This window comes from Burkholderia sp. Bp8992, assembly GCF_003853705.1.
In the GTDB taxonomy this organism is placed as follows: Bacteria; Pseudomonadota; Gammaproteobacteria; order Burkholderiales; family Burkholderiaceae; genus Burkholderia.
Genome location: NZ_QTQI01000042.1, coordinates 1 through 12,051, shown reverse-complemented (window position 1 = coordinate 12,051; position 12,051 = coordinate 1). Strand labels below are relative to the sequence as shown.

Below are 12,051 nucleotides of genomic sequence, written 5' to 3'. Positions count from 1 at the left end.
GGGCGTGCCGATAAAATCGTTTTGCCACGATCCGGAACGGCGGTAACCTCGGTTCACCGTTTAGTGAGGAGCACCATGCAATCCGTTTCCCCGCCGTCTGCCGCGACGCCCCGCAGCGTCGGCCTCGCCGAGCTGTTCACCGGTTTCCTGTCGCTCGGCCTGATGTCGTTCGGCGGCGCGCTGCCGTTCGCGCGGCGCACGATCGTCGACGAGCGCAAGTGGCTCTCCGCCGACGAATTCACCGATCTGCTCGGCCTGTGCCAGTTCCTGCCGGGCGGCAACGTGATCAACCTGTCGGTCGCCGTCGGCATGCGCTTTCGCGGCGTGGCCGGCGCGTTCGCCGGCATTCTCGGGCTGATCGCGGGCCCGACGCTCGTCGTCGTCGCGCTCGGCGTGCTGTACGCGAAGACGCAGAACGATCCGCACGTGCAGCACCTGTTCGCGGGGCTTGCCGCCGCGGCCGCCGGGCTGCTCGTCGCGATGGCCGTGAAGGTCGCGAAGCCGCTGCGGCACGCACCGGCGGCGGCCGGCATCGCGGCGCTCGCGTTCGTCGCGATCGCGGTGCTGCGCATTCCGCTGCTGACCACGATGCTCGTGCTGACCCCCGTCAGCGTGTGGCTCGCGTCACGCCGCCGCGACGCGGGCAAGCCGCAGTCGGCGCGGGCCGCCGCGCGCGACACCCGGCCGGGAGACCGCTCATGACCGACACGCTGATCGCCATCGCGACGATCTTCAGCCAGCTGTCGCTGCTCGCCTTCGGCGGCGGCAACACGATCCTGCCGGAGATGCAGCGGCAGGTCGTCGACGTGCATCACTGGATGAGCGCACACGAGTTCACCGCGCTGTTCGCGCTGGCCCAGGCGGCGCCCGGGCCGAACATGATGATCGTGTCGCTGGTCGGCTGGCACGTGGCCGGCTGGTCCGGGCTGCTGGTCGCATCGCTCGCGAAGTTCGGGCCGTCGTCGATCGTCACCGTGCTCGCGCTGCATGCGTGGGAGCGTTTTCGCGACCGGCCGTGGCGCCGCTACGTGCAGCAGGGGATGATGCCCGTCACGGCCGGGCTGGTCGCGGCAAGCGCGGTGCTGATCTCCGAGGCGTCGAACCGCACGGCGATCCAGTGGGGCATCACGGCCGCGTGTGCGGTGCTCGCGTGGCGCACGCGCATCCATCCGCTGTGGCTGCTCGCCGGCGGCGCGCTGATCGGGCTCACGGGTATCGGGCAGTGAGCGACGCACAACCGCCCGCCCGTGCGCGATACTGGCGCGACTTTTCACGGGAGGATCGATGGATCTCGACGGCGCCAGCCGCAATCTCACCGTCGCCGCGTTGCTGACGCTGTCCGGCGGCTATCTCGACGCATACACGTACGTCGGCCACGGCCACGTATTCGCGAACACGATGACCGGCAACGTCGCACTGCTCGGCATCAACGTGTCGGCCGGCGACTGGGCCGCCGCGCTGCATCACGTGCCGCCGCTCGTCGGCTTCGTGCTCGCGGTGTTCGTCGCGCACCTGCTCGGCCTCGCCGCGCAGCGCGGCTGGATGCGGCACACGGCGTTCGCGAGCCTGATCGTCGAGATCGCGTTTCTCGGCATCGCCGCGAGCGGCCTCGTCGGCGCGTCGAGCGCGTGGCTGATTCCGGGCATCTCGTTCGTCGCGACGCTGCAGACGCTGTCGTTCACCCATCTCGAGGAATTGTCGTACACGTCGGTGATGACGACCGGCAACCTGCGGCGCGCCGCGCAGAAGCTGTTCGTCGGGCTGATCCCGCGCTACGACGCGGGCGCGCTGCACGACTCGGCTCTGCTCGCGACGATCAGCTTCTGCTTCCTGGCCGGCGCGGTGGTCGGCGGACTCGTGACGCGGCTCGTGCCGGACATCGCGCTGTGGGGCGCGGTGCTGCTGCTCGTCGGCGCCTTCGCGGAAATCGTGCGGCGCGCGTGGCGCCGGCATGCGGCCGACGGCGGGCCGGCGGCGGCGTGACCGCGCATCCGGCGGGCGTTCCCGTGCGCCCGTCCGTTCCGCGGCGCCTGCCGCGCGATCCTGACCGCCCCGACGCACCGCAAGCCGCGCGGCCGGTTGCTGCTGCGCGGCGCCCGCCGTCCGCCGGACAAGCGTCCCATGCGCAACGTTGTGCGCGGGCGACAGTTCCGCCGTTACCGCACATTTCAATTTCTTTCAGCGATCGCACTCGTCATATGATTCAGCCCACATCGCGCGCGCCAAGAACGTGAGCGATCGCCACCCGGCTGCGCACGCGGCCGGCCATGAACGGAGACACCTACAAACAGGAAAGCTCATGAAGCAGACCACTCGACTCGCAGCCATCGCAGGGGGCGCCGCGCTCGCATTTGCCAGCCAGTACGCGGCCGCACAAAGCTCGGTCACGCTCTGGGGCGTCGCCGACGCCAGCATCCGTTACCTGACCAACGCCAACGCCAAGAACGACGGCCTGCTGTCGATGACCAACGGCGCGATCACGAACAGCCGCTTCGGCATCTACGGCACGGAAGATCTCGGCGGCGGCCTGAAGGCCGTGTTCAACCTCGAAAGCGGCGTGAACCTGCAGAACGGCGCATTCGCCGACAGCGGCCGCCTGTTCAACCGTGCAGCGTACGTCGGCCTGCAGAGCCCGTACGGCACGGTGACCCTCGGCCGCCAGAAGACGCCGCTGTTCGACCTGCTGTCGGATACCTACGATCCGCTGACGGTCGGCAACTACCTCGAAAACGCGTGGCTGCCGGTCGCACTCGGCGGCGGCCTGTATGCGGACAACCAGATCAAGTACACGGGCAAGTTCGAAGGCCTGACCGCGAAGGCGATGTACTCGACCGGCACCAACTACGAATCGACCGGCGCCGGCGGCTTCTCGGGCCAGATTCCGGGCTCGCTCGGCAAGGGCAATGCGTGGGGCGTGTCGCTGTCGTACGTGATGGGCCCGCTCAGCATCGCGGCCGGCGCGCAGCAGAACAGCGACAACTCGGCACGCAAGCAGACGATCTACCACGCGAACGTCGTGTATGCGTTCAGCAAGGCGAAGATCTACGCGGGCTACCTGCGCTCGAAGGATGACACCGGCTTCGTCGACAGCCTGCTCGCGCAGAAGACGATTCCGGTCGCGAAGGGCACCGGCCGGATCGACGACGGTCCGTTCGCGGGCGTGAGCTGGCAGGTCAGCGCGCCGCTGACGCTGACGGGCGCGTTCTACTACGACCACATGCGCAATGCGATGACCGAGAACGGCACGCTCGCGAGCGGCAACCGCTACGCGGTCGTCGGCATCGCCGAGTACGCGCTGAGCAAGCGCACGGAAGTCTACGGCACCGTCGACTTCAACAAGACGACCGGCGCGGCGAACGTCGAGCTGCCGGGGCGCAACAACCAGACCGGCATCGCGATCGGCCTGCGCAATATCTTCTGACGAACGTCGGAACGCATGCGCCGGCATTCGCCCGGCGCGCATCGAAGAGGCTCCGCGAGGCGCCTCTTTTTTTTCGACACGCGACGTTCATACGCGTGCCCGACTATTCGGCAATCGCTCCATTGCGGAAGTCCCGCGCCGTAAGCGATCCGTCGGCATTCCAGAACATACTTTTACAGTACGCGCGAGCGCTTTCCGCTACGCTGCGTGCATCGCCCGTTGCGTGCCGAGAGGCTCGCGCGTGCGTCGTTCCGGTGGTGCTCGGCGAGCGCGGCCGGCCAGGTGCGTAACTTGTGTATCCGGTGATGACAATCGCGGTCTGCCGGTTTTTTTTCGTGGGACGATGCGCTCACGATTTTCTTGAAAGGGGATGACGATGGGTATCCTGAACACCGTGGGTGAAATCGCTGGCGCCGTGGCAGCCGTCGAAGGCGCGGAAAAGCTGGATCCGGATGCGGGCCTGCTGACCAAGGCGGCCGCGGCCGTCGCCGGTTTCAAGGGCGCCGAAGCGATCGAAGGCATGCTCGAGAAGAAGAAGGACGACGAGCAAGCAGCAGACGACACGCAGGCGACGGACGGCGGCGACACGTCGCAGGCCTGAGCATGGCGGCTGGTCCGGCCGCGGGCGCGCCCTTCGCGCGCCCGGGCGGACCGGTGCCGCGCAGCCGGCGGGTCGGGCATGCGGTCGATCGGTGACGCATGACACACCCGGCAGTCGGTTTGACCGGCGAGAGGCCACGTCTCTCGCCGTTTTTTATTGGGCGCGCGCCGGGTCGCACCGTGCGCCGCACGAATCGCCGAATCTTGCTATCGTGCCGTCATCCGAACTGCGATGAGGGAATGCGATGGATTTCGACTACGACCTGTTCGTCATCGGCGCCGGCTCCGGTGGCGTGAGGCTCGCGCGGATGTCCGCGTCATACGGCGCACGCGTCGGCATCGCGGAAGAGGAGCAGATCGGCGGCACCTGCGTGCTGCGCGGCTGCATCCCGAAGAAACTGCTCGTCTACGCATCGCACTACCCGCATGAAGTCGAGGACGCGAAGGGCTTCGGCTGGACCTTCGGCGCGGGCACGCTCGACTGGTCCGCGCTGATCGCCGCGAAGGATCGCGAGATCAACCGGCTCAGCGACATCTACATCAACCTGCTGCGGCAATCGGGCGTCGACATGCACGCCGGCCGCGCGACGCTCGTCGATGCGCATGCCGTCGCGATCGGCGGCCGCACGATACGTGCGCGCCACATCGCGATCGCGACCGGCTCGCGCCCGTCGATGCCGGCGCGGCCCGGCATCGAGCACGCGATCACGTCGCGCGAGGCGCTGTCGCTCGCGACATGCCCCAAGCGCATCGCGGTGGTCGGGGGCGGCTATATCGCGGTCGAGTTCGCGGGCATCTTCAACGGCTTCGGCAGCCACGTCGACCTGTTCTATCGCGGCGAGAAGATCCTGCGCGGCTTCGACGACGACGTGCGCCAGTTCCTGACCGACGAGATGACGAAGCAGGGCGTCGCGATCCACGCGCGTACGGTGGTCGAGTCGATCGAGCGCGCGGACGACGGCACGCTGAGCGTGCGGGTCGGCGATGCGCGGCACGGGCCGTACGACCAGGTGCTCTATGCGACCGGCCGCGTGCCGAACGTCGACGGGCTCGGGCTCGAGCAGGCGGGCGTGCTGCTCGACGCACGCGGTGCGATCGCCGTCGATGCCTATTCGGCGACGTCGGTGCCGTCGATCCATGCGATCGGCGACGTCACGTCGCGGCCGCAGCTCACGCCGGTCGCGACGCGCGACGGCGGGCTGCTCGCGCGCACGCTGTTCGGCGGCTCGCGTGTCGCGGCCGATCACGCGTACGTGCCGTCGGCCGTGTTCAGCCAGCCCGAGGTCGCGACGGTCGGCCTGACCGAAGCCGATGCGCGTCACGCGCACGGCGAGGTCGATATCTATCGCACGTCGTTCAAGGCGCTGCGTCATACGCTGTCGGGCCGCGACGAGCGCACGATGATGAAGCTCGTCGTCGCGCGCGACAGCCAGCGCGTGGTCGGCGCGCACATGGTCGGCCGCGACGCGGGCGAGATCATCCAGGGCATCGCGATCGCGATTCGGGCGGGCGCGACGAAGGCGCAGTTCGACGACACGATCGGCATCCATCCGACCGCGGCCGAGGAATTCGTGACGATGCGGCAGAAGGTGGCCGACTAGCGGGCGCGGCATGCGCGCGGGCGGGAAGGGGCGGCCGCGTTTTGTCGCGGCCGTTCCTCGCTGGCATGTCCGCCGCTCAATGCACGCCGAACGCGTCGAGCATCCGGTACCAGCTCATCGCGAGCACCAGCGCCGGCGTGCGCAGCGCTTCGCCGCCGGGGAAATCGCGATGCCGGATCTTCTCGAACAGGTCGAAGCGGCTCGCCTGTCCATTGATCGCTTCGGCGATCAGCTTGCCCGCGAGCGCGGTCGTGTTCACGCCGTGCCCAGAAAACCCCTGCGCGAAGTACAGCGTCGGCGCGATGCGGCCGAAGTGCGGCGCGCGGTTCATCGTGATGTCGACGAAGCCGCCCCAAGCGTAGTCGACCTTCACGTCCGCGAGCTGCGGGAACGTCTTCAGCATGTCCGCCCGCATCGCCGCGGCGAGGTCGCGCGGCTCGCGCGTCGAATAGCTGACCTTGCCGCCCCACACGAGCCGCGTGTCGGGCGCCGGCCGGAAATAGTCGAGCACGAAGCGGCTGTCGCAGATCGCCGCGCGCGCGGGCATCAGCGCGGCGGCACGCGCTTCGCCGAGCGGCTCGGTCGCGATCACGTAGGTGCCGACCGGCATGATCTTCTTCGACAGCGCGGGTGCGAGCGTGCCGACGAAGGTGTTGCACGCCAGCACGACGAAGCGCGCGCGCACGTTGCCGCCGCTCGTCTCGACGACGTGGCCGCCGGCGACGTCGCGCACGCGCGTCACGCAGCTGTCCTCGTGGATGCGCACGCCTGCGTCGGTCGCCGCGCGCGCGAGGCCGAGCGTGTAGTTGAGCGGATGCAGGTGGCCGCTGTCGGGGTCGTACAGCCCGCCGCAATAGCGGACCGACTGCACGTAGTCGCCGAGTTCGTCGGCTTCGACGAAGTGGAAGCGGTCGTAGCCGAAGCGCTTCGCGGCTTCGTCGCGCCAGCGCTTCAGCGAATCGGCGTCGCGCTCGGTGTTCGCGGCAGTCAGGTAGCCGGGCACCAGCGCGCAGTCGATGTCGTGCCGTGCGATGCGCGATTTCACGAGCGACAGCGTTTCGAGCCCCATGTCCCAGATGCGCTTCACGTCGCCTTCGGGCATGAATTGCGCGAACGTGTCGATGTCGCACGCGAAGCCGCCGATCAGCTGGCCGCCGTTGCGGCCGCTCGCCGCCCATCCGACCCGCGACGCTTCGAGCACGGTTACCGAATGGCCGCGCTCGGCGAGGTTGAGCGCGGCGGACAGGCCCGTGAGGCCCGCGCCGATCACGCATACGTCGGCGTCGACCGTGCCGGCGAGCGGCGCGTGGCGGGTCGTATCGTTGGCGGTCGCCGCGTAGTAGGACGCGACGTGCGGCTGGTTGGCGAATGTCTGCATGGTCTGGATAACGAAGGAAGTGGGCTCAGAACAGCTCGCGCACGCGGTGGTACAGCATCCCGAGTTCGAGCGCGGGTTGCCGCCATGCGTCGCCGCCGGGAAAGCGCCGGTGACGCAGACGCGCGAACAGGCCGAATGCGCGCGTGTCGCCCGCGATCGCACCGGCGATCGAGCGTCCGGCAATGCCGGTGAGCGCGACGCCGTGCCCGCTGAAGCCCTGGACGTAGAAGAAGTTGGGATCGAGTGCGCCGAAGTCCGGCGCGCGGTTGCGCGTGACGTCGACGAAGCCGCCCCACGCGTGGTCGACGCGCACGTCGCCGAGTTGCGGGAACACGCTGACCATGCGCTGGCGGATCGTTTCGGCGAGCGTGGCGGGCGATGCGCCGGCCGAGTTCGCGCGGCCGCCGAACAGCATCCGGTGGTCGGCCGACAGCCGGAAATAGTCGAGGAAGAAATTGTTGTCGCACACGGCTTCGCGCTTCGCGATCAGCGCGTCGGCGCGCGCCTGGCCGAGCGGCTCGGTCGCGATGATGTACGACGCGATCGGCGCGATGCGCGCGGCGGTCGCGGCCGGCAGGATGCCGCCGGGCCCCGCGTTGCAGCACGACACGACGTAGCGGCAGCGCACCTCGCCCGACGGCGTGCGCACGACGGGGCGCGCACCGCGCACGACGTCGAGCGCCGGCGTATGCGCATGCAGCGCGACGCCTTCGCGGCGTGCGGCCTCGGCGAGACCGAGGCAGTACTTGAGCGGATGCAGGTGGCCCGACAGCGGGTCGTGCACGCCGGCCAGATAGCGTGTCGACGCAATGCGTGCGTGGATTTCGCCGGTGTCGAGCCAGGTGAGCGACGGATGGCCCCAGCGCGACGTCGCGGCCGCCATCCACGCGCGCAGGTCGTCGATGCGGCGCGGTTTGGTCGCGACGGTCAGGTAGCCGCGCGTGAAGTCGCAGTCGATCCCGTAGCGCGCGATGCGTTCGGCGATCAGCGCGACGCCGTCGAGCGACAGCGACCACGCGGCACGCGCGCCGTCGGCGCCGAGCTGTTGCTCGATCACCTCGTCCTTCGCGAAGCCCGTGATCGCCTGGCCGCCGTTGCGGCCCGACGCGCCCCAGCCGGGCCGGTGCGCATCGATCACGGCGACGGACAGCCCGCGCGCACGGCAGTCGAGCGCCGTCGACAGGCCCGCGAAGCCGGCACCGATCACGCAGACGTCGACATCGATCGCGTCGTCGAGCACGGGGTCGTCGACCACGGGCCGCGTGACGGTTGCTTCGTAGTACGAGTCGCGCGCGAGCGCATCGGCGCGGCGGGTGAAAGACTGCGTCATGAAAACGACTCCCTCAAAACGGCTGCAACCCGCACGCAGCCACCCTGAAAACGGCGCGGGACGCCGTGCGCGCGGCACGGCGTCCCGCGTGTGCTGCGTCAGAACGAATAGATGAACTGCGTGGCGAGCAGGTCGTTGGACTTGCCGTACGAACCGTCGTTGCGCAGGAACACCTTGTTGTTCGCCCAGTCGTGCCGGTATTCGACCTTCACAGTGATCTGCTGGGTCGGATAGAACAGCAGGTCGAGCGCGACATCCTGGCGTACCGCGCCCTTGCACTCGAAGCCCAGGCCGCCGCCGGCCTTCGACTGCGCGAGGCAGTCTGCGTCGACGCCAAAGCCGTTGCTCGGATCCATCCCGTTGCCGTTCAGCGCGATGCCGCCACCGCCGCCGCCGTTCTTCGAGTTGGCGAGCAGGTCGTAGCGCAGCGTCACGCCCATGCGGCCGACCACCGGCGCGTTGAACTTGCGGTGCGCGAGCAGCGACAGGCCGTACCACTGCGCGAGGCCGCCGTTGAACGCCGCATGCTGCTGCCGGCCGTAGTCGACTTCCGCGTTGTACTGAATATCGGCGAGCGTGTAGGTCGCGTCGAGTTCGCCGAAGAAGAACGAACCGTAGCCGCTCGGTGCCGCGCCACCCGGGCCGTAGTGGACGACACCGTTCGAATCGATCGCGCTCGCCAACGTCTGGCGGCCGATGTTGAACGAGCCGCCGAGGTCAAGCGCGCTCGACCACGTGTAGTCCGCGCGCGCGGTGAAGGTCGGCACCTTGTTGCTGGTGGTGATCGGGTCGCCGAGCGCATTGGTGCCCGTCGTCGTGACCGAACCGTACGTGCGGTACTGCTCGTTGCCGAGGAAGAACTTCCACGCCCAGTTGCCCTTCGTGTAGTTCGCGCCGACGCCGACGTAGCTGCCCGGATCGGAGAAATCGTACAGCAGGTTGTGCGTGAGCGTGAGCATCTGGTTCGACTGCTGCACCTCGTAGCCGCCGAAGCTCGGGATCAAGCCGGCGACCAGCGTCGTCTCGGCGGTGATCGGCACGTTGATGACCGCCGTGTTCAGCAGGTTGTCGGTGATCGAGCCGCGCGAGTTCTGCAGCAACGTGATGCCGTTGCCGCGGTTCGGCATCAGCGTGATCTCGGCCGACGGCGCCATCGGGCCGACGCCGAACGTCTTCTTGATGTCGAGGTAGAGATCGCCGAACGTGCTGTTGAAGTAGTTGTACGCGTTCTCGTGGTTCGCGAACAGGAACGACGACGTGCCGGCCGCACGGTTGTAGATGTAGGTCGGATCGATGTAGCCGGTGACCGACAGGCCGGCCAGCGGGCCGGTGTTGGCCGCGTCGGTCAGCGAGTCGACCTTCAGCTGCTGGTTCGCGATCTGCTGCTTCATTTCGCTGACCTCGTCGTTGGTCAGCGCGGCCTGCGCCTTGCCGTAATCCGGCGAGCCCGGATCGGCCGCCACGGCGACGGCCTTGCCGCCGCCGGCCGTACCCGCACCCGCGCTCGCGCCGGCCGTCGCGACCGCGCCGCCACCCGGCTTCGCGGCGAGCTGCGCCTGCATCGCCTTCATCTGTTTCTGCAGCGCCGCGACCTGCGCCTGCAGCGCCTTGATCTCGGCGGATGTCGAGCCGGCCAGCGCGATGCCCGGCAACGCGCCGGCCACCAGCAGGCAGATCAGTTTCTTCTTCATTGCGGATTCTCCTTGTCGTGCGCCTGTCAAATCGGGATCGAATCGCGCGCCCCCCCTGGGGCAGCGCGCCTTGCTTGTCTGCAGTGCTTGTTATCCTTGAAGCGGGAAACGGGGCGTCACGCCATCGCGAACGCCGCCTTCAGGTCGGCCATCCGGCGCCGCTCGCGAGCGATCATCATCCGGTTCACCACGATCACGCCGATCGTCACGGCCGTGATGAACAGCGTCGCCAGCGCATTCATCTCCGGGTTCAGCCCCAGCCGCACGCGCGAGAACACCACCAGCGGCAGCGTCGTCGAGCCCGGCCCCGACAGGAACGCCGACAGCACCAGGTCGTCGATCGACAGCGTGAATGACAGCAGCCACCCCGACAGCAGCGCCTGCGAGATCAGCGGCAGCGTCACCACGAAGAACACCTTCAGCGGCGTCGCGCCCAGATCCAGCGCAGCCTCCTCCAGCGACTTGTTCATCTCCTTCACGCGCGACTGCACGATGATCGCCACGTACGACACGCACAACATCACGTGACCGATCCAGATCGTCACCATCCCGCGCCCCTTCGGCCAGCCGAACATCTGCTCCAGCGCCACGAACAGCAGCAGCAGCGAGATGCCCTGGATCACTTCCGGAATCACCAGCGGCGCGTTGATCATCCCCGTGTACAGCGTGAAGCCCTTGAAGCGGCCGAAGCGCGCGAGCACGAAGCCCGCCCACGTGCCGATCACGACCGACGCGGTCGCCGTCAAGAGGCCGATCTTCAGCGACAGCCACGCGGCCGTCAGCAGCTCGTCGTCCTCCAGCAGCGCCGCGTACCACTTCAGCGAGAAGCCCGACCACACCGTCACCAGCTTCGACTCGTTGAACGAGTACACGACGAGACTGATGATCGGGATGTACAGGAACAGGAAGCCGAAGGCGAGGACGCCCGTCGACAGCGGTTTGCTCGGCTTGATCATTTCGCTTCCTCCAGTTCCTTGACCTGGTAGTACTGGAACAGCGCCATCGGCACCAGCAACAGCAGCACCATCGCGACCGTCACCGCCGACGCCATCGGCCAGTCCATGTTGTTGAAGAACTCATCCCACATCACGCGGCCGATCATCAGCGTGTCGGCGCCGCCGAGCAGCTCCGGAATCACGTACTCGCCCACCGCCGGAATGAACACCAGCAGGCTGCCGGCGATGATCCCGTTCTTCGACAGCGGCAGCGTGATGCGCGTGAACGCGACCCACGGCTTCGCGCCCAGGTCGTACGCGGCTTCGAGCAGCGTCAGGTCCATCTTCACGAGGTGCGCGTACAGCGGCATCACCATGAACGGCAGGTACGAATAGACCATCCCGATGTAGACGCCCGCGTCGCTGTGATAGAGCCGCAGCGGCGTGTGGATGATGCCGAGCGCGATCAGCGTGTGGTTCAGCAGGCCGTCGTCCTTCAGGATGCCGATCCATGCGTACACGCGGATCAGGAACGAGGTCCAGAACGGCAGCATCACGGCCATCATCAGCACGTTGCGGCGGTTCGGCTCCGAGCGCGCGATGTAGTACGCCATCGGATAACCGATCAGCAGGCACAGCACGGTCGACACGGCGGCCATCTTCAGCGAGCTGAGGTAGGTCGCGACATACAGGTCGTCCTGCAGCAGGAACGCATAGTGCGACAGCTGCAGCGCGAAGTGCACGACGCCGTCCTTGAACTCGACGAGCGACGTGTACGGCGGGATGCCCATCACCTGGTCGGCGAAGCTGATCTTCAGCACCAGCACGAACGGCAGCGCGAAGAACACCGCGAGCCACAGGAACGGCACGCCGATCGCGACGCTGCGGCCCGACGGCAAGAAGCGCGACAGCGCGGCGAAGCGGCCCGGGCGGGCGCGGCCGGCGCCGGCGCTCGCGGCGCCGGTCGACACCGGCGTGGAGGGCGTGGAAGCAGAGGTTCTCATCGCGTCGCCCTCATTGCGTCAGCACGACGCCGCTGGCCGGCGACCACGACACGAACACGTCGTCGTTCCACGCCGGTGCGTTGTCGTTCAT

At 68.1% G+C, this 12,051-nt stretch carries 11 protein-coding genes; 6 read left to right on the top strand and 5 right to left on the bottom strand.

The features are described from left to right. The first annotated feature begins 75 nt into the window (after window positions 1-75). From DIE03_RS35625 to gor, 6 genes are all read left to right on the top strand, one after another. Window positions 76-702, top strand: coding sequence for a chromate transporter (locus DIE03_RS35625; protein ID WP_124456783.1), 627 nt, complete (start codon window positions 76-78; stop codon window positions 700-702). Next, window positions 699-1,226 carry a chromate transporter gene (locus DIE03_RS35620; RefSeq protein WP_089495784.1) on the top strand — a complete coding sequence of 176 codons (528 nt, stop codon included), beginning with the start codon at window positions 699-701 and terminating at the stop codon, window positions 1,224-1,226. The genes DIE03_RS35625 and DIE03_RS35620 overlap by 4 nt, the downstream gene beginning before the upstream one ends. Window positions 1,227-1,284: 58 nt before the next feature. After that, on the top strand, window positions 1,285-1,983 hold the full coding sequence (locus DIE03_RS35615; RefSeq protein WP_124456782.1) for a YoaK family protein: 699 nt from the start codon (window positions 1,285-1,287) through the stop codon (window positions 1,981-1,983). A 316-nt stretch (window positions 1,984-2,299) separates the two neighbouring features. After that, window positions 2,300-3,421 (top strand): porin, encoded by a 1,122-nt coding sequence (locus DIE03_RS35610; RefSeq protein WP_124456781.1) that lies wholly within the window; start codon window positions 2,300-2,302, stop codon window positions 3,419-3,421. Between the two features lie 376 nt (window positions 3,422-3,797). Further along, window positions 3,798-4,022, top strand: coding sequence for a hypothetical protein (locus DIE03_RS35605; protein ID WP_124456780.1), 225 nt, complete (start codon window positions 3,798-3,800; stop codon window positions 4,020-4,022). Window positions 4,023-4,266: 244 nt separating this feature from the next. Continuing rightward, on the top strand, window positions 4,267-5,622 hold the full coding sequence (gene gor, locus DIE03_RS35600; RefSeq protein WP_124456779.1) for a glutathione-disulfide reductase: 1,356 nt from the start codon (window positions 4,267-4,269) through the stop codon (window positions 5,620-5,622). 76 nt (window positions 5,623-5,698) lie between these two features. Here the strand turns inward: gor and DIE03_RS35595 are convergent, their stop codons facing one another. The 5 genes from DIE03_RS35595 to DIE03_RS35575 form a co-directional block, all read right to left on the bottom strand. Continuing rightward, on the bottom strand, window positions 5,699-7,000 hold the full coding sequence (locus tag DIE03_RS35595) for an FAD-binding oxidoreductase (RefSeq protein ID WP_124456778.1): 1,302 nt from the start codon (window positions 6,998-7,000) through the stop codon (window positions 5,699-5,701). Window positions 7,001-7,025: 25 nt separating this feature from the next. Then, the gene (locus tag DIE03_RS35590; protein ID WP_124456777.1) at window positions 7,026-8,330 is read right to left on the bottom strand and encodes an FAD-binding oxidoreductase; all 1,305 of its coding nucleotides are present in this window, start codon (window positions 8,328-8,330) and stop codon (window positions 7,026-7,028) included. Between the two features lie 98 nt (window positions 8,331-8,428). Continuing rightward, the gene (locus DIE03_RS35585; RefSeq protein ID WP_124456776.1) at window positions 8,429-10,021 is read right to left on the bottom strand and encodes a DUF3138 family protein; all 1,593 of its coding nucleotides are present in this window, start codon (window positions 10,019-10,021) and stop codon (window positions 8,429-8,431) included. Between the two features lie 116 nt (window positions 10,022-10,137). Next, complete coding sequence (locus DIE03_RS35580; protein WP_124456775.1) at window positions 10,138-10,977, bottom strand: ABC transporter permease subunit; 840 nt, start codon at window positions 10,975-10,977, stop codon at window positions 10,138-10,140. Further along, window positions 10,974-11,960, bottom strand: coding sequence for an ABC transporter permease subunit (locus tag DIE03_RS35575; RefSeq protein WP_124456774.1), 987 nt, complete (start codon window positions 11,958-11,960; stop codon window positions 10,974-10,976). Before DIE03_RS35575 ends, DIE03_RS35580 begins: the two co-directional genes overlap by 4 nt. Between the last annotated feature and the right edge of the window lie 91 nt (window positions 11,961-12,051).

Coding starts and splice junctions, on each gene's coding strand:
- DIE03_RS35625 (WP_124456783.1), top strand. CDS start 76: ATGCAATCCGTTTCCCCGCCGTCTGCCGCGACGCCCCGCAGCGTCGGC.
- DIE03_RS35620 (WP_089495784.1), top strand. CDS start 699: ATGACCGACACGCTGATCGCCATCGCGACGATCTTCAGCCAGCTGTCG.
- DIE03_RS35615 (WP_124456782.1), top strand. CDS start 1,285: ATGGATCTCGACGGCGCCAGCCGCAATCTCACCGTCGCCGCGTTGCTG.
- DIE03_RS35610 (WP_124456781.1), top strand. CDS start 2,300: ATGAAGCAGACCACTCGACTCGCAGCCATCGCAGGGGGCGCCGCGCTC.
- DIE03_RS35605 (WP_124456780.1), top strand. CDS start 3,798: ATGGGTATCCTGAACACCGTGGGTGAAATCGCTGGCGCCGTGGCAGCC.
- gor (WP_124456779.1), top strand. CDS start 4,267: ATGGATTTCGACTACGACCTGTTCGTCATCGGCGCCGGCTCCGGTGGC.
- DIE03_RS35595 (WP_124456778.1), bottom strand. CDS start 7,000: ATGCAGACATTCGCCAACCAGCCGCACGTCGCGTCCTACTACGCGGCG.
- DIE03_RS35590 (WP_124456777.1), bottom strand. CDS start 8,330: ATGACGCAGTCTTTCACCCGCCGCGCCGATGCGCTCGCGCGCGACTCG.
- DIE03_RS35585 (WP_124456776.1), bottom strand. CDS start 10,021: ATGAAGAAGAAACTGATCTGCCTGCTGGTGGCCGGCGCGTTGCCGGGC.
- DIE03_RS35580 (WP_124456775.1), bottom strand. CDS start 10,977: ATGATCAAGCCGAGCAAACCGCTGTCGACGGGCGTCCTCGCCTTCGGC.
- DIE03_RS35575 (WP_124456774.1), bottom strand. CDS start 11,960: ATGAGAACCTCTGCTTCCACGCCCTCCACGCCGGTGTCGACCGGCGCC.